Here is a 21153-nt window from a genome sequence, read left to right as displayed (position 1 = left end):
GGGTTAATCGTCGAGGCGCTCTTCCAGCTGGCGCACTTCGTAGGTGAGCTTGTCGAGGAACTGCATGCGCCGCATCAGGCGCTCGGCCTGCTCGCGTTGCGCGGCATCGTTCCAACAGGCCGCGAAGCTGTCGTTCAGTTGCTGCTGGGCGTCTTTCAGGCGGCGCTTGAAGGCGGTGACACCGGCCAGGTCGGCACTGTCCTGCAAGTCTTCGAGCTCTTCGCGCCACTGCATCTGCTGCAACAGAAACTCGGGATCGTGAACCGTGACTTCCAGGGGCAGTTCATGGCCGCTGATGGCGAGCAGGTAACGTGCGCGCTTGGCCGGGTGCTTGAGCGTCTGGTACGCCTCGTTGAGGTTCGCGGACTGCTCGAGCGCCCGTCGCTGCTCAGCCTCGGAGGCGTCAGCGAAACGATCCGGGTGGACACCACGGGCCAGTTCCAGATAACGCGCGGACAACTGATCGAGATCCAGCTGAAAAGCAGGCTGCAACTGGAACAAAGCAAAATGACAAGGAGTACCCACAAGCCGCCTCAGATATTGAAGCTTTCGCCGCAGCCACATTCACCGCGCACGTTGGGGTTGTTGAACTTGAAGCCTTCGTTCAACCCTTCCTTGACGAAATCCAGCTCAGTGCCGTCCAGGTACGTCAGGCTTTTCGGGTCGATGATCACTTTTTGACCATGACTCTCGAACACCTGGTCGTCTTCGCCGACTTCGTCGACGAATTCCAGTACATAGGCAAGGCCGGAACAACCGGTGGTGCGAACACCCAGGCGGATGCCCTCGCCCTTGCCGCGCCCCGCGAGGGAGCGCTGTACATGCTTGGCGGCTGCTTCTGTCATCTGGATAGCCATGGAAAACTCCTTACCTGTCGCGGTTCAGATCAAGCCTTTCTTCTGCTTGTAGTCGCGAACGGCGGCCTTGATGGCGTCTTCAGCGAGTACCGAGCAGTGGATTTTCACTGGCGGCAGGGCCAGTTCTTCGGCCAGCTGGGTGTTCTTGATGGTTTCGGCTTCGTCGAGGGTCTTGCCCTTCATCCACTCAGTCGCCAGGGAGCTGGACGCGATGGCCGAGCCGCAGCCGTAGGTCTTGAACTTGGCGTCTTCAATGATGCCCTGCTCGTTGACCTTGATCTGCAGACGCATCACGTCGCCGCAGGCCGGGGCGCCGACCATGCCGGTGCCGACATCAGGATCCTGCGCGTCCATCTTGCCGACGTTGCGCGGGTTCTCGTAGTGGTCGATGACCTTTTCGCTATATGCCATTTGCTTCAATCCTCATCAATGAGTCGCTCTGGTGGCGACTTCTTCAGTGCGCCGCCCACTCGATCTTCGAGATGTCGACGCCGTCTTTGTACATGTCCCAGAGCGGCGACAGAGCTCGCAGCTTGGTCACGGCCTCGCAGACTTTCTGCGCGGCGTAATCGATTTCTTCTTCGGTGGTGAAGCGGCCGAAGGTGAAGCGGATCGAGCTGTGGGCCAGTTCGTCGTTGCGGCCCAGGGCGCGCAGTACGTACGAAGGCTCGAGGGACGCCGAGGTGCACGCCGAACCGGACGACACAGCCAGATCCTTGAGCGCCATGATCAGCGACTCGCCTTCAACGTAGTTGAAGCTCAGGTTCAGGTTGTGCGGGACGCGGGCGGTCATGCTGCCGTTGACGTAGAGCTCTTCCAGGTGCTCGACCTGCTTGAAGAAGCGGTCGCTCAGGGCCTTGATGCGCACGCTCTCGGCGGCCATGTCTTCCTTGGCAACACGGAAGGCCTCGCCCATGCCGACGATCTGGTGGGTCGCCAGGGTGCCGGAACGCATGCCGCGCTCGTGACCGCCGCCGTGCATGGTCGCTTCGAGGCGAACACGCGGCTTGCGGCTCACGTACAGCGCGCCGATGCCTTTCGGGCCGTAGGTCTTGTGGGCGGAGAACGACATCAGGTCGACTTTGAGCTTGGACAGGTCGATGTCGACCTTGCCGGTGGACTGGGCCGCGTCGACATGGAACAGCACGCCTTTGGAGCGGGTCAGTTCGCCGATGGCCGCGATGTCGTTGATGGTGCCGATTTCGTTGTTCACGTGCATGATCGAAACCAGGATGGTGTCGTCGCGCAGGGCGGCTTCGACCATGGCAGGGGTGATCAGGCCGTCTTCGCCGGGCTCGATGTAGGTGACTTCGAAGCCTTCACGCTCCAGTTGGCGCGTGGTGTCCAGGACCGCCTTGTGTTCGATCTTGGAGGTGATCAGGTGCTTGCCCTTGGTGTGGTAGAAATGCGCGACACCCTTGATTGCCAGGTTGTCGGACTCGGTGGCACCGGAGGTCCAGACGATCTCACGCGGGTCGGCGTTGACCAGGTCGGCGACCTGGCGACGGGCGTTCTCGACCGCTTCCTCGGCTTTCCAGCCGAACACGTGGGAGCGGGACGCCGGGTTGCCGAAGTTTCCGTCGACCAGCAGGCATTCACTCATTTTTTGCGCGACACGCGGATCAACCGGGGTGGTCGCAGAGTAATCAAGGTAAATCGGCAATTTCATGGACTCTCTCCTAAATCAGGCTGGCTGGCGTTCCGCTTGCTCTGCGGCGGTCATTCGACGGCGGACGCTTCAATCTTGTCCAGGTGCGGCGCCTTGCCATTGCAACGGCGCTGGTCCTGACGCTGGGCTACTTCCTGCACCTCACGACGAGTGACAAGGTCAGCCAAGCTGATACCGCTCAGAAATTCGTGGATCTGCAAGCTCAGGTCGCACCACAAGTGGTGGGTCAGGCAAGTATCGCCGCCATGGCAGTCGCCAAGGCCCTGGCATTTGGTCGCATCGACCGATTCGTTCACGGCATCGATCACCTGGGCGACCTGGATGCCTTGCATGTCACGGGACAGCTGGTAGCCACCGCCTGGACCGCGAACGCTGGACACCAGGTTGCTGCGGCGCAGTTTGGCGAACAACTGCTCGAGATAAGACAGGGAAATGCCCTGGCGCTCGGAGATATCGGCCAGGGACACCGGCCCGTGCTGCGCGTGCAATGCCAGATCCAGCATCGCGGTCACGGCGTATCGGCCTTTTGTAGTCAGTCGCATGGACAATTACCACGGAGTTCGGAATGGGGGCGAGTATGCAATTCCCGAGTATTTAAGTCAAGTATAAGACCTAGTGGGTTACTCGGGTTTACCCGCGAAAGAGCGGGCGCATGATAGCAAAGGCTTGGCGGGCAGGACCAGCGATACCGCGTCATCGTTTAATCGCGAGCAGGCTCGCTCCCACATGGGATCGTGGGCGTTCGTGCGATCCCTGTGGGAGTGAGCCTGCTCGCGATGAGGCCAGTCGGGTTTCAGCTGGCCTGGGTTTCATCCTTATCCTTCACACACGCGAAGTCTTCCTCGCGCAGTTCAGGCAGGTCCTTGGCACAATAGTTACTCCCCAGCTCCTTCAGGGCGCCGCACATCCCCTCCAGGCGCCCGTCAACGGCTTGCAGGTGATCGAGCAACTGATTGATGGCCCGAGCGACCGGGTCGGGCATATCTTCGCCGACGCCGTAGGCATCGAAGCCGATCTTCTCGGCCATGGCTTTGCGGCGGGCGTCCTGCTCCTCGTCGGACTTGACGATGATCCGCCCCGGGATACCGACCACGGTCGCGCCAGGCGGCACGGCCTTGGTGACCACGGCATTGGAGCCGACTTTCGCCCCCGCGCCCACCGTGAACGGCCCGAGCACCTTGGCGCCCGCACCCACCACCACGCCATCTTCCAGCGTCGGGTGACGCTTGCCCTTGTTCCAGCTGGTGCCGCCCAGGGTGACACCCTGGTATAGCGTCACGTCGTCGCCGATCTCGGCGGTCTCGCCAATGACGATGCCCATGCCGTGGTCGATGAAGAACCGGCGACCGACCTTGGCGCCCGGATGAATCTCGATGCCGGTGAGCCAGCGACCGAAGTTCGAGACCAGCCGCGCCAGCCACTTCCAGCCCATGTTCCACAACGCGCCGGACAGGCGGTGGATCCAGATCGCGTGCATTCCCGGGTAGCAGGTCAGCACTTCAAAGGCGTTGCGCGCCGCCGGGTCACGATGGAAAACGCTTTGGATATCTTCACGCAAACGATCGAACATTTTATTCCTTCCGCTTAATCAGCTCGCCACGGGCCGCTTTCTGGGTTTCCGTGAGGATGCCGCGCAATATATTCATCTCCGCCCGGCTGACCGAGCTTCGTCCGTACAACCGACGCAGGCGTGCCATCAAGTGCCGAGGCTTGTCCGGGTCGAGGAATTCGATGTCCACCAGGGTCTGTTCCAGGTGCTCATAGAATCGCTCCAGTTCATCCATGGTCGCCAGTGTCTCACTGCGCGGCGACGTCACCTCGGTTTTTTCGACCTTGCTGGGCTTGCCTTCGGCCGCCAGCCAGGCCATGCGCACTTCGTAGCTCAACACCTGCACCGCCGCCCCGAGGTTCAGCGAACTGAAACCGGGGTCGGAAGGGATATGCACGTGAAAGTGACATCGGTGCAGCTCTTCGTTGGTCAGGCCGGAGTCTTCACGGCCGAACACCAGGGCGATTTCAAAGCCTTGCGCGGCCTCTTCGACCACTTTCGTGCCGCATTCGCGGGGGTCGAGCAGTGGCCAGGGAATGCGGCGATCACGGGCGCTGGTACCGAGCACCAGGTTACAACCCACCAGAGCGTCTTCCAGGGTGGCGACGACCTGCGCATTGGCCAGGATGTCACCGGCGCCGGAGGCCCGGGCGTCGGCTTCGTGATGGGGAAACACCCTTGGCTCGACCAGCACCAGGCGCGACAGGCCCATGTTCTTCATGGCCCGCGCAGCCCCGCCGATGTTACCCGGATGGCTGGTATTGACCAGGACGACACGAATGTTCTGCAACAAGGGAGGCGCTCTCGAACACGATAAAGGGGAGCAAATCTTACATAAGCACCTACCGTTAAGCTATGAAAGCGAACGCCAACCTTCTCCTGATAAAACTTTCTGATAGAATGCCCGGCTTTCTTTAACAACCTTAGGTGACACATCCATGCAGCCAATGCTGAATATCGCGCTGCGCGCCGCCCGCAGCGCCAGTGAACTGATCTTCCGCTCCATCGAGCGCCTGGATACCATCAAGGTCGATGAAAAAGACGCCAAGGACTACGTGTCCGAGGTGGATCGCGCCGCCGAACAGAAAATCGTCGACGCCCTGCGCAAGGCTTACCCGAACCACTCGATCATGGGTGAAGAGACCGGCATGCACGCCGGTACCGGTATCGAGGGTGAAGAGTACCTGTGGATCATCGATCCACTGGACGGCACCACCAACTTCCTGCGCGGCATCCCTCACTTCGCTGTCAGCATCGCCTGCAAATACCGTGGCCGCCTGGAACACGCTGTCGTGCTGGACCCGGTTCGCCAGGAAGAATTCACCGCCAGCCGTGGCCGTGGCGCCCAGTTGAACGGTCGCCGCCTGCGCGTCAGCGGCCGCACCAGCCTGGACGGCGCCCTGCTGGGTACCGGTTTCCCGTTCCGTGACGACCAGATGGACAACCTGGACAACTACCTGGGCATGTTCCGCGCCCTGGTCGGCCAGACCGCCGGCATCCGCCGCGCAGGTGCCGCGAGCCTGGACCTGGCTTATGTGGCTGCGGGCCGTTTCGATGCGTTCTGGGAATCGGGCCTGTCCGAGTGGGACATGGCGGCAGGCGCCCTGCTGATTCAGGAAGCGGGCGGCCTGGTGAGCGACTTCACCGGCGGCCACGATTTCCTTGAAAAAGGCCATATCGTTGCTGGCAACACCAAATGCTTCAAGGCTGTGCTGACGGCCATCCAGCCGCACTTGCCGCACTCGCTGAAGCGCTAAGCGACGGGCTATGAAAAAGCACCTTTCGGGGTGCTTTTTTTGTGCCTGTGATTCTGTGGATGAACCCGATCCTTGTGGGAGCGAGCCTGCTCGCTCCCACAAGGGGCGTGTGCCGGACATGAAATTTGAGTTCACTGAAGATCCAGTGTGGGAGCGGGCTTGCTCGCGAAAGCGGTGGGTCAGTCGATGTCTGGTTTGAATGCCAGTCCGCATTCGCGAGCAAGCCCGCTCCCACAGGGTTGAGTGATGGTCCCTGGAATCCGGGCATAAAAAAAGCACCCCGAAGGGTGCTTTTTGTAGCGGTTGGATCACTGGGCTGGTTCGTTCTGCCCCAGGATCAGTTGGCCTTCCTTGTTCACCGGGATCTGGTTGCCCGGGTCGCGGTCCATGCGGACTTTGCCTTCCTTGCCATCGAGCATGTAGCGAACGTCGTAGCCGACCACCTTGTCGCTGATGTCATTGACGGTGTTGCAGCGCGTCTGGGTAGTTGTGTAGGTGTCGCGCTCCTGCATGCCTTCCTGAATCTTGTTACCGGCATAACCACCACCGGCCGCACCTGCCACGGTGGCGATTTTCTTGCCGGTGCCGCCGCCGATCTGGTTACCCAACAGGCCACCCGCCACGGCGCCCAGTACGGTGCCGGCGATCTGGTGTTGATCCTGGACCGGTCTCTGACGGGTCACGGTAACATCCTTGCACACTTCACGCGGGGTCTTGATCTGGGTTTTGACCGGCTCCACGGCCAATACTTGCGCGTACTCAGGACCACTTTTCACCAAGCTGTAGGTGGCGACCGCACCACCGGCAGTTACACCGACAGCACCCAATACCGCACCAACCAGCATCGATTTGTTCACTTGAACCTCCAGGCCATCACAAGCGGAATAATCCGCGCTTCTCCCAGCCTTGGAGCATAAAAAAAGGCGCGAGTTCAACTCGCGCCTTCCAAGCGGTGACGGACGGGGCGACAGGCCCTATGGGCGGTCGTCCACCTCCGTTTCGGTGGCCGCGGGAGGAATCAGGTCCTCGGTGCTCAGGTTCAGCCAGATCAGCACCACGTTGGCGATGTAGATCGACGAATAAGTACCTGCCATCACACCAATGAACAGGGCGATGGAGAAACCGAACAGGTTGTCGCCGCCAAAGAACAGCAGCGCCGCAATTGCCAGCAACGTGGAGATCGAAGTCGCCATGGTCCGCAACAGGGTCTGGGTGGTCGAGATGTTGATGTTCTCGATCAGCGAGGCCTTGCGCAGCACACGGAAGTTTTCACGCACCCGGTCGAACACGACGATGGTGTCGTTGAGCGAGTAACCGATGATCGCCAACACCGCCGCCAGCACCGTCAGGTCGAAGGTGATCTGGAAGAACGACAGGATGCCTACGGTCACGATCACGTCGTGGATCAGCGAGACAATCGCACCCACCGCGAACTTCCACTGGAAGCGAAAGGCCAGATAGAGCAGCACACCGCCCAGCGCCATCAGCATGCCGAGGCCGCCCTGGTCGCGCAGCTCTTCACCGACCTGCGGACCGACGAACTCGACACGCTTGACCTGGGCCGGGTTGTCGCCGCCCGCCTTCTGCAAGGCCTCGGCAACCTGATGGCCCAGCTGCGGGTCTTCACCCGGCATACGCACCAACAGGTCGGTGGTGGCACCAAAGCTCTGGACGACCGCTTCACCGTAGCCCGATGTCGCCAGCTGCTCGCGCACTTTGGTGACATCGGCCGGACGCTCGTAGGTCAGCTCGATGAGCGTACCGCCGGTAAAGTCCAGGCCGTAGTTCAGGCCCTTGGTGGCCCAGCTGAACAACGCCAGCACGGTGAGAAACAATGTGACGCCGAACGCAATGTTGCGGACGCCCATGAAGTTGATTGTACGTAACATGGCAGCCCCTTAAATCCACAACTTCTTGAAGTCACGACCGCCAAAGATCAGGTTGACCATTGCGCGGGTCACCATGATGGCTGTGAACATCGAGGTAAAGATCCCGAGGGACATGGTTACTGCGAAGCCTTTTACCGGGCCGGTGCCCATGGCAAAGAGAATCCCGCCGACCAGCAAGGTGGTCAGGTTGGAGTCGAGAATCGCAGTGAATGCCCGGCCGAAGCCTTCGTTGATTGCCCGCTGGATCGACATGCCCGCGGCGATCTCTTCACGTATCCGCGAGAAGATCAGCACGTTGGCGTCCACCGCCATACCCATGGTCAATACGATACCGGCGATACCCGGCAGGGTCAGCGTGGCGCCCAGCAGCGACATCAGCGCCAGCAGCATCACCATGTTTACCGCCAGCGCGACGGTGGCGATGAGGCCGAAGAAGCGGTAGATGGCGATGATGAACAGCGACACGAACAGCATGCCCCACAGCGAAGCATCGATACCCTTGGTGATGTTGTCGGCACCCAGGCTTGGGCCGATGGTGCGCTCTTCAGCGAAGTACATCGGCGCGGCCAGGCCACCGGCACGCAGCAGCAGGGCCAGTTCCGAGGACTCGCCCTGGCCGTTCAGGCCGGTGATGCGGAACTGGCTGCCCAGCGGCGACTGGATGGTCGCCAGGCTGATGATCTTCTTCTCTTCCTTGAACGCTTGCACCGCGACGTCTTTCTCGACACCGTTGACCACCTGCTTGGTGTAGGTGGTGGTCGGCTTCTGCTCGATGAAGATCACCGCCATGCTGCGACCGACGTTGCTGCGCGTGGCGCGGCTCATCAGTTCGCCGCCGTGGCCGTCGAGGTGGATGTTCACCTGTGGGCGACCCTGCTCGTCGAAACTCGCCTGGGCGTCGGTGACCTGGTCGCCGGTGATGATCAGGCTGCGCTCGATCTGCGCCGCCGGGCGATTGCCCTCGCGGAACTCGAAACTTTCGGAAGTGGCCTTGGACGCACCCGGTTCGGCCGCGAGGCGGAATTCCAGGTTGGCGGTCTTGCCGAGGATACGCTTGGCTTCGGCGGTGTCCTGCACGCCGGGCAGCTCGACGACGATGCGGTTGGCGCCCTGGCGCTGCACGATCGGTTCGGCCACACCCAGCTCGTTGACCCGGTTACGGACCGTGGTCAGGTTCTGCTTGATGGAGTATTCGCGGATTTCCGCCAGCTTGGCCGGGGTCATCGCCAGACGCAGCACCGCCTGACCATTGAGGTCGGCCGGTACGATGTCGAAATCATTGAAGCTTTTGCGGATCAGTGCACGGGCCTGCTCGCGGGTATCTTCATCGCTGAAGCCCAGCTGAATGGCACCGTTGAACGCCGGCAGGCTGCGATAGCGCACGCGCTCTTTGCGCAACAGACTCTTGACGTCGCCTTCGTAGACTTTCATCCGGGCGTCGAGGGCCTTGTCCATGTCCACTTCCAGCAGGAAGTGCACACCACCGGACAAGTCCAGGCCCAGCTTCATCGGATGCGCGCCGAGTTTGCGCAGCCATTGCGGGGTGGTCTGGGCCAGGTTCAGGGCCACGACGTATTCGTCGCCCAACGCCTTGCGCACCACGTCCTTGGCCGGCAGCTGGTCTTCAGCCTTGACCAGACGCAACAGGCCGCCCTTGCCGTTTTCGGCAATGGAGGCAGCCTTGACCTCGATATTGGACGCCTTGAGCGCCGCGCTCGCACGGTCCAGATCCGCCTGGGTGACCTGCAACGCCGTGCTGGCGCCACTGACCTGAATGGCCGGGTCATCCGGGTAGAGGTTGGGAGCGGAATAAATCACACCGACCACCAGCACCGCCAGGATCAGTACGTATTTCCACAGAGGGTATTTGTTCAGCATCACGCCGCCCGCTTATGACGCGGGGCGCCTTGCGCGCCCCGTCGATTGAAGAGAAGTTGTTACTTAGATCGCTTTCAGCGTGCCTTTTGGCAGCGTGGCCGCGATGGCGCCCTTCTGGAACTTCATTTCAACAGTGTCGGACACTTCCAGTACCACGAAGTCATCAGCCACTTTGGTGATCTTGCCGGCGATACCACCGGTGGTCACCACTTCATCGCCTTTCTGCAGGCTGCTGAGCAGGTTCTTCTGCTCTTTGGCGCGCTTGGCCTGTGGACGCCAGATCATCAGGTAGAAGATCACCAGGAAGCCGACCAGGAAAATCCACTCGAAACCGCCACCCATAGGCGCAGCTGCAGGGGCAGCGGCATCAGCCATGGCGTTAGAGATAAAAAAGCTCATTTAGCACTCCAGTTGCAAGTATTGAATCTTAGGATCGGAAAACTCAGTCCAAGGGCGGAACAGGCAACCCGCGCTTGGCATAGAAGGCCTCGACGAAGGCGGCCAATGTACCCTGTTGAATAGCCTCGCGCAAACCAGCCATCAGCACCTGGTAATGGCGCAAATTGTGGATCGTATTCAACATGCTACCGAGCATTTCGCCGCACTTGTCCAAATGATGCAGATAAGCGCGGGAGAAGTTCTTGCACGTGTAGCAATCGCAGGTCGGATCCAGCGGCGAATCATCATGGCGATGGAACGCGTTACGGATCTTCAGCACGCCCGTGTCGACGAACAGATGCCCATTGCGAGCATTACGGGTTGGCATCACGCAATCGAACATGTCCACCCCGCGGCGCACACCCTCAACCAGATCTTCCGGTTTGCCAACGCCCATAAGGTAACGAGGTTTGTCAGCCGGCATCTGGCCCGGCAGGTAATCCAGCACCTTGATCATCTCGTGCTTGGGCTCGCCCACCGACAGGCCGCCGATGGCCAGGCCGTCGAAGCCGATCTTGTCCAGGCCTTCGAGGGAGCGCATGCGCAGGTCCTGGTGCATACCGCCCTGGACGATGCCGAACAGTGCCGCCGTGTTGTCGCCATGGGCGTTCTTCGAGCGCTGGGCCCAGCGCAACGACAGCTCCATGGACACCCGCGCCACGTCTTCATCGGCCGGGTACGGCGTGCATTCGTCGAAGATCATCACGATGTCCGAGCCCAGGTCGCGCTGCACCTGCATCGACTCTTCCGGGCCCATGAATACCTTGGAACCGTCCACCGGAGAAGCGAAGGTCACGCCCTCCTCCTTGATCTTGCGCATGGCGCCCAGGCTGAACACCTGGAAGCCGCCGGAGTCGGTCAGAATCGGGCCTTTCCACTGCATGAAATCGTGCAGGTCGCCGTGGGCCTTGATCACTTCCATGCCCGGACGCAGCCACAGGTGAAAGGTGTTGCCCAGGATGATCTCCGCGCCAATCGCCTCGATGTCCCGTGGCAGCATGCCCTTGACCGTGCCGTAGGTGCCCACCGGCATGAACGCGGGGGTTTCCACCGTACCGCGCGGGAAGGTCAGACGACCGCGACGAGCCTTGCCATCGGTGGCGAGCAACTCGAAGGACATGCGACAGGTGCGACTCATACTGTTTCCTCGGGTCCGCGTGGCGCGGGGTTACGGGTGATGAACATCGCATCACCGTAGCTGAAAAAGCGGTATCCATGCTCGACGGCGGCCTTGTAGGCGGCCATGGCTTCGGGATAACCGGCGAACGCCGAAACCAGCATCAACAGCGTGGATTCGGGCAAATGAAAGTTGGTGACCAAGGCATCGACCACATGAAACGGCCGGCCCGGGTAAATGAAAATGTCGGTGTCGCCACTGAACGGCTTGAGCACGCCGTCACGGGCGGCGCTTTCCAGGGAACGCACGCTGGTGGTCCCCACCGCCACCACCCGCCCACCGCGAGCGCGACAGGCCGCTACCGCATCGACCACTTCCTGGCTCACTTCCAGCCATTCGCTGTGCATGTGGTGGTCTTCGATGCGCTCGACCCGCACCGGCTGGAACGTCCCGGCGCCGACGTGCAGCGTCACGAACGTGGTCTCCACGCCCTTGGCGGCAATCGCCTCCAGCAACGGCTGATCGAAATGCAAGCCCGCCGTCGGCGCCGCCACCGCCCCCAGGCGCTCGGCGTACACGGTCTGATAACGCTCGCGGTCCGAGCCTTCATCGGGACGGTCTATATAAGGAGGCAACGGCATGTGCCCGACACGGTCGAGCAGCGGCAACACCTCTTCGGCGAATTCCAGCTCGAACAACGCATCATGCCGCGCCACCATCACCGCCTCGCCGCCGCCGTCGATCAAAATCGACGAACCCGGCTTGGGCGACTTGCTGGAGCGCACATGGGCCAGCACACGATGACTGTCCAGCACCCGCTCCACCAGAATCTCCAGCTTGCCGCCGGAGGCCTTCTGGCCAAACAACCGCGCCGGAATGACCCGGGTATTGTTGAACACCATCAAATCGCCCGGGCGCAAATGCTCAAGCAAATCAGTGAATTGACGGTGAGCCATGGCACCGCTAACCCCGTCCAGGGTCAACAGTCGACTGGCGCGACGCTCCGCCAGAGGGTGGCGAGCGATCAGCGAATCCGGGAGTTCGAAGGTAAAGTCAGCAACACGCATGATGGGGTTCGTCTAGCAGGGCCGGAAAGTCTAGCGGAAATATCAAAAATTGACCATGAAACGTGATTGACCAACGGTAGTCACCTCTCTATACTTCGCCGCCATTGAGCCCTGATGGCGGAATTGGTAGACGCGGCGGATTCAAAATCCGTTTTCGAAAGGAGTGGGAGTTCGAGTCTCCCTCGGGGCACCATCTTAAAGAAAGACCTTGAAATTCAAGGTCTTTTTTTTCGTCTGCAGGAAAGTGATTGGCCATGACCCAAGCAGATCTCAGCCAATCCTGATCCCTTTTTGGCGAGGGGGTTTATCCCCGCTGGGTCGCGAAGCGGCCCCAATTACCAAACCCGCGGCAAGGATGAATCTGTGGCCAGTAGGAACCCGTGGCGAGGGAGCTTGCTCCCGCTTGAGCGCAAAGCACTTACAAAAATGTCACGCCCCCCACCAATGCTCCGCCTTGCGACGCCCAGTTGATCCACCGCCCCTCCTCACCCGCTGACAAAGGACTTCACCCCATGGAATTGCTACTGGAAACGGTCGCTCTTTACTCGCTGAAGCTGGCTTATGAGACAGAGGGGCACAGCCCGATTTTACGGGATGACCACCTGATGGCGAATTATGATCGGGAGGTGTTTGGGTTGTTGGTGCGCAAGGGGGACGTTGCTGCTATCCAGGGCAAAGTGGAGCATTGCCTGAATCTGGCGTTGGAAGCCATTGGGGACGGGGTACTGGGACGGGAGCTGCGACGCTTGGCCGCAGACCTCAGCGCCGAACAACCGATGGAGCAATTGGATACACCCCTCACTGCACTTAAGCACTATCTGAAGGACATTCAATGAGCAAACACTAAGTGGGCGCTGAAGCCTATCTTGATCTGTACATCGTTTGTTTTATCGGATTTCAAAGGCTGGTCCCGCCCTCGCTCGAGAAAACAAAAAGACATTACCACTCCTTCAAGCTTCTCCAAGTTCAAGGTCCATATGCGATAGTCCTCGGGCTGCAGCCCAATCACCTCGGACCCTGTGTGCTACGGGACTGTGCACGCCTCCAGATTCGTTCCTTCTATAAGCCTTACTTGAGCCACCAGAACCAGCCACGAAAAAATCCAACAATGACTCTAAATGGCATGCATTTTTTTAAGCCTAAACCTCTGCCCCCCATGATAGGGTGGAGAAATTATAATATTAGTACCATCTACAACACTACCATCCTGCACATCCAGCATCTCATCACCATAATGAGCATTAACAATGTAAACTACGTCGTCACCTGCATCGGCAAAATACCAAATATGCAAAAGACTATCCGCACCGGCGAGTTCCGCTACAACATTCTCAAAAGGGTTTTGTGGACTGCCAGGAACCACTCCGAGCCGGAGAGAATCATCTCTATCGTTGAATATACTATATAAATACCCACTCCCCTTGATAGGTACAATATTCCAAATGGATTCGCGCTCATTGTTATCCCTATTCAATCTTACATTAAAAACAAAAGCTTCCCCTTCTATCGGAGAGATATCAACAATACTCGTATTATTTATTGCCGTATAGATTTTATAGAAACCCTCATCAACGGTTATTATGTCTTTATATTCCTTGAGCTTTTGCTCAAGCGCCCTGAGATCACTAGAGGGAATTTCACGCATGATCACTCTCCTTATATAAACAACCAATAAAAGCGCAGCAAAGCACAGCAAAACCCCGACAACCATAAACTAAACGAACTTGCAATTCCGCCAACTGTCAGGAATGACAGTTTTATAGACTCTTTCCAAATAAGGATCGTACTTTAAATGCAACTAGTATCTTGACTGACACCTATCATGCCCATATTTGATTCTATAGAGTCGCGTCCGGGCAGGGCACGTCAAGGTTTAGGATCGTTTGATCAAGTCACGCAGTTGGCGCTAGCGATTGTCATCGCGTGTCTGCCGTAGCGCAGCCGGTGCATCTTGTCGGCACGGGTGTAGATCAGCTTCCAGTTCTTTTCTGGCTTGAAGTTCTGCGGGTTGATCTCTTCGGGTTTAGCAGCCGCGGTAATACGAGGTGGCAAGAGGTAAGCGCGAATTGGGTTCTAGCTAGTATCGGCGGGGTTGGATTGCAGTGGTTAGACGGTACGCAGGCGCTGTCTCCCTTCAACAATCACTCCTTCCATAGACGCGAACCCTCCCGGCTGAGGTATAAAAGCAGCCACGCACCAATGCATACAAAGGACTGAAACGTGAGCACGCTGCAATTCTGGTTGGATAAGTTGAGGAACAAGCAGGCGCCCGCGTCCATTTGGGCCGACCATCGTCGAAACGAGGCGCTGGAAGCGCTCGCCGGTGCAGGGACCCACAATAGTTGGATTGAACTGAGCCGCCATCCCAACGGTTTCGTTCGCGAGATTGCGGTTAGGGAGCTGTGTGCCCGGCCATCTCCTGAAGCGCTGGTGGCGTTGATAGACCGGTTGAATGACTGGGTGCCGCAGATTCGGGATCTCGCCACGGTTGGTCTGGAGCATTACCTGTCCCCTGCTCACGTCCAGGCATTGCTATTCGCGACGGAGCAGCTAATCGCCCTGGCCGTACGTCAGCGGGCCGACCACGGCAGAACTCTTAAGTCCACACGCGCTGTTTTGCAGTTGGCCGCGGTACGGGATGAGGTCTACGCGAATTTTCTGACGAGGCACGGTAAAGCTGCCCGCTATTTGTTTGAGCTTTTGCTGGACAGCGATCCGAATCCTGAGGAGCTGCTGCGCAGCGCCCTTGCCCACCGTGAGGTGACCGTGCGATTGCTGGCAGTGTCCACCTGCCAAAAGCTACCCAATATTCAGGCTCGGCAGTTGCTGCTCGAAGCCCTGTCTCAACCCGGTGCAAAATTTCGCGTCTGGGTGTTGCGTGCATTGCTCCCTTTGCTTGACGAGCCTCGCCCTGTGCTGCGTGAGGCGTTGCTTGATGCATCCGCCTCGATCCGTAGCCTGGCGCGCTGGGCGGCGCCAAGCAGTGGTGTTGATGCGCATGCGGTCCTTGCCGACCGACTGGAGCAGGATCTACCCTGCAAGAAGCGAGATTGGCTCGGCGTGCTTGGACTTGCGAAAGAGCTCGGCGTTGAGCTGGATCCGCAGTGGCTGAAAGAAGCACTGTGCTCTCGTTATCCCACGGTGAGACGCGCCGCCATTAGCGTGGTGTCCGATGATCAGCTGCCCGAATTGTTCAAAGCACTCGATGATCCATTGGACTCGGTTTTTTCCGCAGCCATCGATCGGCTCAAAACGCTGCCATGGGCTTTGGTGAAGCTTGGGTTAGATACCCAACTGGATCGGAGCTGGCATGAACTTTCAGTGATGCGCCGAAACGCACTGCTCCAATTGCGTCCTTTATGGCAGCAAGCGGCGTATCTGTTGGACAGGCTGGATACCGAGCCAGCAATCCAGGCTTTTTGGCTTCGACAATTAAAAATATGGTGTGATCGTCAGTATCAAATGGTCGATCCGGTAACGCCCAAAATCGAGCGAACGGTGATTGTAGAAAGACTACAGAAACTGGCTGCCCAGAGCCTTATCGATGGTAATAGCGTTGGTCGCGTTGTTTAGCTAGTACCCGAATTTTTATGGACCCTCGATGAATCCGTTCGCCACGGGCATGCTGAAATGGACCTGTTCCTTCGTTGCCTTCCGAAGGAGACAATGTCTTCTGGCCTTGCCATCGGCCACACCCAGGGAAATAGGCCAAGATATCAGGTAGAAGAGGCTCGCGAATTTTCCGAAAAAGGGAGCGAAAAAGGGGGACGGATATTTTTCCGAAAATAAATCCGTTCCCCTTTTTCTGGCCCGCTACCTCACCTCAACAATATCCAACGCCCGATTCGCCATCAGCTCACTCAACTCAATCACCTGCTGAATCCCCAACGCCACATGCCTTCGCGATCCATCGAGATCGAACGCCAGATCACTGATCATGGCATTGGCCGAAGCCAGGTTCTCGCTGAGGCTGGCAAGCAGGCATTCAGAATCTACATCAGAAGCAACGCGGAAGATGGTGTTGGGATTGTCGGACGATTCTTTGTCAGGCTTGGGATTCAGATAGAAATCCAACGCTCGCGTAGCAGCGTCGTCGATTTTCTTGTTGCGCGCAGTCTGGGCGCGGGAGACATGTTCGTCCGTAACTGGGGGGTTGGGTGTAATTTTGACCATGGTCTTAGCTCTCTCTGGTTGAGGCTACGACCCGCTCGCGACTAAACGATGGGAGGCAGCTGTACGCAGGTTAGTCGACCGACGAGCTAAGAAATCGGCGCGCCCAAGGGCGCCCTGCGCACAGCCACCATCGAGTGCAGGGATGGGGGATACCTGACTGATGGACGCTTGAAGCGACTTAGCTACGACGGGCGACTAAACCCGATCACTGATGAGCAGTGACAGGACTCAAACTACCGACGCCACCCCAGGCGCACAAGCCGGCGGATTCTGGCGTAGTTGTAGGCAACGGCGCAAGGCGATGTCGGCTGAGCGTTAGAGGAAGGATCTGATCGCACCACGGACGTCAGCCAATTCTGACACGGCTTTCTCTTCGACAGGCGTAGCGATGATTTGCGGGCCTTCTGAAGAGCAACGTTCAGTTGGCAGACTTGCTCATCTGCTGAAGCTCAAGTTCAAAGCATAGGGTTTTCCCTGGGAAATAGGCGAGACTCTGAACGCGCAGCGCACCCAGTAGATCGACCGTGCCGAAGGCGCCAAGCTGATTGAAAAGGTATATTGCATCGTCGACCAGTGAGTTTAAGAAGCCCGGCGTCTCCGAAGGCGCCCTGTAAAGCCACCATCGATATAGGAGCGGCAAAGCCTGATGGAAAAACCGCTTTGTAAAAGTCCCATCACACTTTTTTAAACTCTTCTATCAGCAGCTCGACAAACTTATCTTTCGCACGATAGACCTCAACATTTTTGTTCCACATAAAATAATTTGGTATAGGAATCAAATCGTCAAACACATATCCACTGATGCTTCCGATGCTCTTGAACTGTTCGAATATCCCTCTCGGAACTAACGAGACTCCTGCACCGGAGCTAACGCAGCCAAGAATGGTGCCATAGCTGGCTATGTTGGTTATGGGGCTCGACACATCATGCTTCCTCAACCAACTTTCTAGCGCTCCCCTGTAAGGACATCCTTCTGGCCACATGAATATGTCCATGCCACTTAAATCCTGCGGTTCACTTATTCGCCCCGCCGTTGTAGAGGCAATTAATACAAGCTCCTCCTTGTAAATCTCAACGTTTGCAACATCTGGATGCTCAGGTCTGACAGCGATGATTGCCCCATCCAGTTTATGACTCAGCACATCGCCTAATAACTGCGACCAATCGCCGGTACTGAACTGCATTTGCACAAGAGGATAAAGATGATGGTACTTTAACAACAACTTTGGCAATCGACCTGTAGCGGACGACTCAATAGCGCCAATCTTCAAAATTCCCGACGGCGCTGCAGCAGGATCGAGAGCTCTTTGCGACTCCTGGCATAAAGATAATATTCTATTCGTGTAGTCGAGAAACAGCCTGCCCGCAGGACTGATGACGAGCCCCCTACCCTGCCTTATAAACAATAAGACGCCCAACTCTCTTTCTAAAAGTTTTATTCGGTTTGTGATATTTGACGGAACGCAGTGCAACCGTTCAGCAGCGCGGACAATGCTGCCTTGATCGGCCACTGTCTTGAACATCGTTAGCTGGGAGAGTTCCATGGCATTGCTCACTCAAAGTGAATGATTTGACGAGTATAAGTTACTTGTCGTGAGTATTCCAACCCGTTAATTTCAAGCCTCCGAGTGACTCGAGAGGTTTAATTGGGCATTCAAACAAATTACGGAAGGAGACCTGGATGGACTTTAACCAAGCTCTGATCGCGCTAGGTCTTTTTGCCTTTTGCGGCGGCTTGATAGATGCAGCAGTAGGCGGTGGCGGGCTTGTACAAGTGCCAGCACTTTTACATGCCCTGCCCCAGCAAAGTCTGGCCACTGTTTTCGGCACCAATAAACTGGCTGTCCTGGCGGGCAATGCGAGTTCCATATTCAGCTACTTGAGGAGAATAACCATCGTATGGAAGCTGATGCTTCCCACCATGTGCTCAGCGTTTGTCTTTGCTTTCCTTGGGGCCGTCGCTGTATCTATTGCGCCCAAGAAGCTGATGGAATTTGTTGTCTTTTTTATCCTGATAGTAATGGCTGTTTATACCTTCAAGGAGAAAAAGTTGGGGTTGGTGGCTTCCAACAAACCCTGCGGACCAAAGGAGATTGGATGGGGGATCTTTTTTGGCGGTCTGATCGGATTTTATGATGGTGTCTTTGGCCCTGGCAGCGGTAGTCTTCTGCTCTTTATTTTCGTTAAATTTTTCGGCTTCGACTTTTTAAATGCATCAGCATCGGCAAAGCTGGTTAATTTGGGGACGTTTAGCGCAGCGCTTATGTTTTTTGTTCCGACAGGCAATGTGTTATGGACTGTTGGAGGCGTGGTTGCTCTTTGTAATATGGCGGGTTCTCTCGCCGGTGTTTTTCTGGCACTGCGTTACGGAAGTGGCTTTATAAGAGTCTTCTTCCTGGTGCTGCTTTTTTTCCTGATAGGTCGAATGGGGATGACTATTTTTTTGCCTGCGTGACTGACCCGCCCCAATCGCGAGCAAGCTTTGCCTACAGGTTTGCGGCTTAGCTAAACGGCATTAGCCTTAAGCCTTATTACGGCGCTTATTACACTATCTGACATAACCAATATCAAACTCCCCCGTAACAGCTTGCCCTTCCGTATCAACAAAGGAGAATGTCCCTCTGAAGAAGGCGAAGTTATTGCCAAACTCTACAGTAATCGTCCCGGTATCGGCTGAATGACGCTTACCCTCTTGGTCAATATGGACCCATCTCACGTATGGCTCGTGGAAATCGCTTGGATATTGGAACGTTTGTGGGTTACCGGCGCCGGCCCGTGCTGCGGAGAAGCCTAAGACGATCACGGCTTCATCGTTGTTCTTCAGGTTCCAGGCTTTTAAATTTCCCTGCAACAAGCCGCCACTGGTATTGTTGCCATCACTGTTGAACAATACCGCATTGACCTCTGTAAAAGTTATAGGGGATGGCGTAGCAATGGTAAACGTTCCTACCATGCGAGCACCTGGGTTGCGCTCTGATTTATTTTTGTCGGTTGTCATGATTTAATCCTCAACGTAACCAATCGATGATCTTCGATTGAACTAGGCTAGAAATATAAACATTCAAAAAATGAGCGACTACTGTAGGAAGTTACAGGTCGTAAGACCATTTTGATTGGTTGATCATGAGTAATCTGTAAAACCGCAATAACTGCATCGTTTCTCGAAGGCCGCCCGCGCCGGGCGGCTCATCGGTGGTGAGTTGGTTATTCCAGGCCTGGCCCACATCGGCGCAGCGACACACCTCTACGCCTCCTCGCCCTTCTCCGCCGATTCATCGCTGTGCACCACCACCAACAACTGCGCCTGAACATCCCCCACCGAACGCAGGCGATGGGGTTTCTGCGCATTGAAATGCAGCGCATCACCGCGGTTCAGCAGCACCCGCTCATTCATGAAGTCCACTTCCACCTGGCCCTCGTGCACGAACAGGAACTCCTCTCCGGTGTGTTCCTTGAACGCGTGATGGGCGGTGAATTCGGCGGCCGGGTAGAGGATGAAGGGCAGCAGGCTGCGCTCGGACACTTGGTGGGCCAATACCGCGTATTCGGAGCTGCCGCTGCTCGCTGCGAGGGATTGGCGGTCTTCGCTGCGCACCAGGCTGTAGCTGTCGAGGGAGACGGTTTCTTCGGAGAACAGCTCCTCGACTTTCACGCTCAGGGCCTTGGCGAGTTTGAGCGCCGTGGCGATGGAGGGCGTGCTCAAGCCCCGTTCCACCTTGGACAGGTAGCTCTTGGTCATCCCGGTTTTTTCGGCCAGGACGTCGAGTGTCATGCCGAGTTTTTTCCTGAGCAATTTCAAGCGAATGGACATAGGTAACCAACATTTCCAGAGAAACGGACAATCAAAGGTTGCAAATGACACTTTGTGTCATATAGTATTTTTTGTGTCATTAGCACCTTCCTTTCACAGCTTCCATGACGCGGATCAAGAACGGTCAAAGAACGAATCAGGAGAACGGGTATGAGCAAGACACTGGCGACGCCCAAGGACCAGTTGGTCCAGCATGCTGTTAACCAGATGCAGAAAACACTGCCGGATAATACGTGGACTGTACGACAAAAGCTGGCCCTGACCTGCCGCATCCTGTTCGAGAACGGCCACGACTCAGGGCTGGCGGGGCAGATTACCGCGCGTGGGCCGCAACCGGGCACTTACTACACCCAGCAATTGGGCCTGGGCTTCGATGAGATCACCGCCGGCAACCTGTTACTGGTCAATGAAGACCTCGAAGTGTTGGAAGGCCATGGCATGCCCAACCCGGCCAACCGCTTTCACACTTGGGTCTACCGCGCCCGGCCGGATGTGAATTGCATCATCCACACCCACCCGACCCACATCGCTGCGCTGTCGATGCTGGAGGTGCCGCTGCAGATTTCCCACATGGACCTCTGCCCGCTGTACGACGACTGCGCGTTCCTGGAGGGCTGGCCGGGGGTACCGGTGGGTAACGAGGAAGGCGAATTGATCGCCGGTGCCTTGGGTGACAAGCGCGCCATCCTGCTTTCCCACCACGGCCAGTTGTCCACCGGTGCCACCGTGGAAGAGGCCTGCAACATCGCCCAACTGATCGAACGCGCCGCGAAGCTGCAATTGCTGGCGATGGCCGCCGGCGAGGTGAAACCGATCCTGCCTCACCTGGGCCGCGAAGCCCACGACTGGATCGCCCGCCCCAAGCGCCACGCGGCCGCCTTCAACTACTACGCCCGGCAGACCCTGCGTCAACACGCCGATTGCTTGAACTGAACCCACCAGGAGCGA

23 protein-coding genes and 1 tRNA gene are annotated in these 21153 nt (G+C 57.5%); 6 read left to right on the top strand and 18 right to left on the bottom strand.

The window, feature by feature from the left end; all coding sequences use genetic code 11:
• Positions 1-3 precede the first annotated feature (3 nt).
• The 7 genes from hscB to trmJ all read right to left on the bottom strand — a co-directional run bounded on the left by hscB (position 4) and on the right by trmJ (position 4868).
• Positions 4-525, bottom strand: a complete 522-nt coding sequence (gene hscB, locus LCU97_RS08040; protein WP_053152529.1) for a co-chaperone HscB — start codon at positions 523-525, stop codon at positions 4-6.
• 8 nt (positions 526-533) lie between these two features.
• A complete protein-coding gene (iscA, locus tag LCU97_RS08035; protein WP_030139597.1) occupies positions 534-857 on the bottom strand; it encodes an iron-sulfur cluster assembly protein IscA in 324 nt (107 codons plus the stop codon).
• Between the two features lie 24 nt (positions 858-881).
• Complete coding sequence (gene iscU / locus LCU97_RS08030) at positions 882-1268, bottom strand: Fe-S cluster assembly scaffold IscU (RefSeq protein ID WP_003185157.1); 387 nt, start codon at positions 1266-1268, stop codon at positions 882-884.
• Positions 1269-1311: 43 nt separating this feature from the next.
• The gene (locus LCU97_RS08025; protein ID WP_053152527.1) at positions 1312-2526 is read right to left on the bottom strand and encodes an IscS subfamily cysteine desulfurase; all 1215 of its coding nucleotides are present in this window, start codon (positions 2524-2526) and stop codon (positions 1312-1314) included.
• A 50-nt stretch (positions 2527-2576) separates the two neighbouring features.
• Positions 2577-3068: a Fe-S cluster assembly transcriptional regulator IscR gene (gene iscR, locus LCU97_RS08020; protein ID WP_024777044.1), complete on the bottom strand. Its 492-nt coding sequence runs from the start codon at positions 3066-3068 to the stop codon at positions 2577-2579.
• A gap of 251 nt (positions 3069-3319) precedes the next feature.
• Positions 3320-4096: a serine O-acetyltransferase gene (gene cysE, locus LCU97_RS08015; RefSeq protein WP_232776083.1), complete on the bottom strand. Its 777-nt coding sequence runs from the start codon at positions 4094-4096 to the stop codon at positions 3320-3322.
• A gap of 1 nt (position 4097) precedes the next feature.
• A complete protein-coding gene (gene trmJ, locus LCU97_RS08010) occupies positions 4098-4868 on the bottom strand; it encodes a tRNA (cytosine(32)/uridine(32)-2'-O)-methyltransferase TrmJ (RefSeq protein WP_053152523.1) in 771 nt (256 codons plus the stop codon).
• A gap of 145 nt (positions 4869-5013) precedes the next feature.
• Between trmJ and suhB the strand changes: the two genes are divergently transcribed.
• Positions 5014-5832, top strand: a complete 819-nt coding sequence (gene suhB / locus LCU97_RS08005) for a type III secretion system regulator SuhB (RefSeq protein ID WP_041023393.1) — start codon at positions 5014-5016, stop codon at positions 5830-5832.
• A 308-nt stretch (positions 5833-6140) separates the two neighbouring features.
• Here the strand turns inward: suhB and LCU97_RS08000 are convergent, their stop codons facing one another.
• From LCU97_RS08000 to queA, 6 genes are all read right to left on the bottom strand, one after another.
• Positions 6141-6689 (bottom strand): glycine zipper 2TM domain-containing protein, encoded by a 549-nt coding sequence (locus LCU97_RS08000; protein WP_053152520.1) that lies wholly within the window; start codon positions 6687-6689, stop codon positions 6141-6143.
• Positions 6690-6806: 117 nt separating this feature from the next.
• Positions 6807-7721, bottom strand: a complete 915-nt coding sequence (secF, locus tag LCU97_RS07995) for a protein translocase subunit SecF (protein WP_053152518.1) — start codon at positions 7719-7721, stop codon at positions 6807-6809.
• A 9-nt stretch (positions 7722-7730) separates the two neighbouring features.
• Positions 7731-9599 (bottom strand): protein translocase subunit SecD, encoded by a 1869-nt coding sequence (secD, locus tag LCU97_RS07990; RefSeq protein WP_053152516.1) that lies wholly within the window; start codon positions 9597-9599, stop codon positions 7731-7733.
• 63 nt (positions 9600-9662) lie between these two features.
• Positions 9663-9998, bottom strand: a complete 336-nt coding sequence (yajC, locus tag LCU97_RS07985; protein WP_007956696.1) for a preprotein translocase subunit YajC — start codon at positions 9996-9998, stop codon at positions 9663-9665.
• A 43-nt stretch (positions 9999-10041) separates the two neighbouring features.
• Complete coding sequence (gene tgt / locus LCU97_RS07980) at positions 10042-11157, bottom strand: tRNA guanosine(34) transglycosylase Tgt (RefSeq protein ID WP_172679633.1); 1116 nt, start codon at positions 11155-11157, stop codon at positions 10042-10044.
• Between the two features lie 14 nt (positions 11158-11171).
• On the bottom strand, positions 11172-12221 hold the full coding sequence (queA, locus tag LCU97_RS07975; protein ID WP_232776082.1) for a tRNA preQ1(34) S-adenosylmethionine ribosyltransferase-isomerase QueA: 1050 nt from the start codon (positions 12219-12221) through the stop codon (positions 11172-11174).
• A gap of 108 nt (positions 12222-12329) precedes the next feature.
• Here queA and LCU97_RS07970 point away from each other — a divergent pair.
• A tRNA-Leu gene (locus tag LCU97_RS07970) sits at positions 12330-12414 on the top strand.
• A gap of 319 nt (positions 12415-12733) precedes the next feature.
• Positions 12734-13057 (top strand): hypothetical protein, encoded by a 324-nt coding sequence (locus LCU97_RS07965; protein WP_053152509.1) that lies wholly within the window; start codon positions 12734-12736, stop codon positions 13055-13057.
• A gap of 278 nt (positions 13058-13335) precedes the next feature.
• Here the strand turns inward: LCU97_RS07965 and LCU97_RS07960 are convergent, their stop codons facing one another.
• Positions 13336-13866 carry an RICIN domain-containing protein gene (locus tag LCU97_RS07960; RefSeq protein WP_172679628.1) on the bottom strand — a complete coding sequence of 177 codons (531 nt, stop codon included), beginning with the start codon at positions 13864-13866 and terminating at the stop codon, positions 13336-13338.
• 575 nt (positions 13867-14441) lie between these two features.
• Between LCU97_RS07960 and LCU97_RS07955 the strand changes: the two genes are divergently transcribed.
• Positions 14442-15794, top strand: a complete 1353-nt coding sequence (locus LCU97_RS07955; protein WP_232776081.1) for a HEAT repeat domain-containing protein — start codon at positions 14442-14444, stop codon at positions 15792-15794.
• A 240-nt stretch (positions 15795-16034) separates the two neighbouring features.
• Here the strand turns inward: LCU97_RS07955 and LCU97_RS07950 are convergent, their stop codons facing one another.
• Positions 16035-16394: a DUF6124 family protein gene (locus LCU97_RS07950; protein WP_232776080.1), complete on the bottom strand. Its 360-nt coding sequence runs from the start codon at positions 16392-16394 to the stop codon at positions 16035-16037.
• A gap of 674 nt (positions 16395-17068) precedes the next feature.
• The gene (locus LCU97_RS07945; RefSeq protein ID WP_232776079.1) at positions 17069-17938 is read right to left on the bottom strand and encodes a LysR family transcriptional regulator; all 870 of its coding nucleotides are present in this window, start codon (positions 17936-17938) and stop codon (positions 17069-17071) included.
• A 137-nt stretch (positions 17939-18075) separates the two neighbouring features.
• On the opposite strand from LCU97_RS07945, the gene LCU97_RS07940 reads away from it, so the two are divergent.
• Positions 18076-18849, top strand: coding sequence for a sulfite exporter TauE/SafE family protein (locus tag LCU97_RS07940; protein ID WP_232776078.1), 774 nt, complete (start codon positions 18076-18078; stop codon positions 18847-18849).
• 93 nt (positions 18850-18942) lie between these two features.
• On the opposite strand, the gene LCU97_RS07935 is transcribed toward LCU97_RS07940, so the two are convergent.
• Positions 18943-19392 (bottom strand): hypothetical protein, encoded by a 450-nt coding sequence (locus LCU97_RS07935; RefSeq protein ID WP_232776077.1) that lies wholly within the window; start codon positions 19390-19392, stop codon positions 18943-18945.
• Positions 19393-19638: 246 nt separating this feature from the next.
• Positions 19639-20205, bottom strand: a complete 567-nt coding sequence (locus LCU97_RS07930; protein WP_232776076.1) for a helix-turn-helix domain-containing protein — start codon at positions 20203-20205, stop codon at positions 19639-19641.
• Positions 20206-20355: 150 nt separating this feature from the next.
• Between LCU97_RS07930 and LCU97_RS07925 the strand changes: the two genes are divergently transcribed.
• Positions 20356-21138 (top strand): aldolase, encoded by a 783-nt coding sequence (locus LCU97_RS07925; RefSeq protein ID WP_053152480.1) that lies wholly within the window; start codon positions 20356-20358, stop codon positions 21136-21138.
• Positions 21139-21153: the final 15 nt, after the last annotated feature.

This window comes from Pseudomonas uvaldensis, assembly GCF_021271205.1.
Taxonomy (GTDB): domain Bacteria; phylum Pseudomonadota; class Gammaproteobacteria; order Pseudomonadales; family Pseudomonadaceae; genus Aquipseudomonas; species Aquipseudomonas uvaldensis.
The sequence above is the reverse complement of the archived record's forward strand: the minus strand, read 5'-3'. Positions and strand labels throughout refer to the sequence as shown.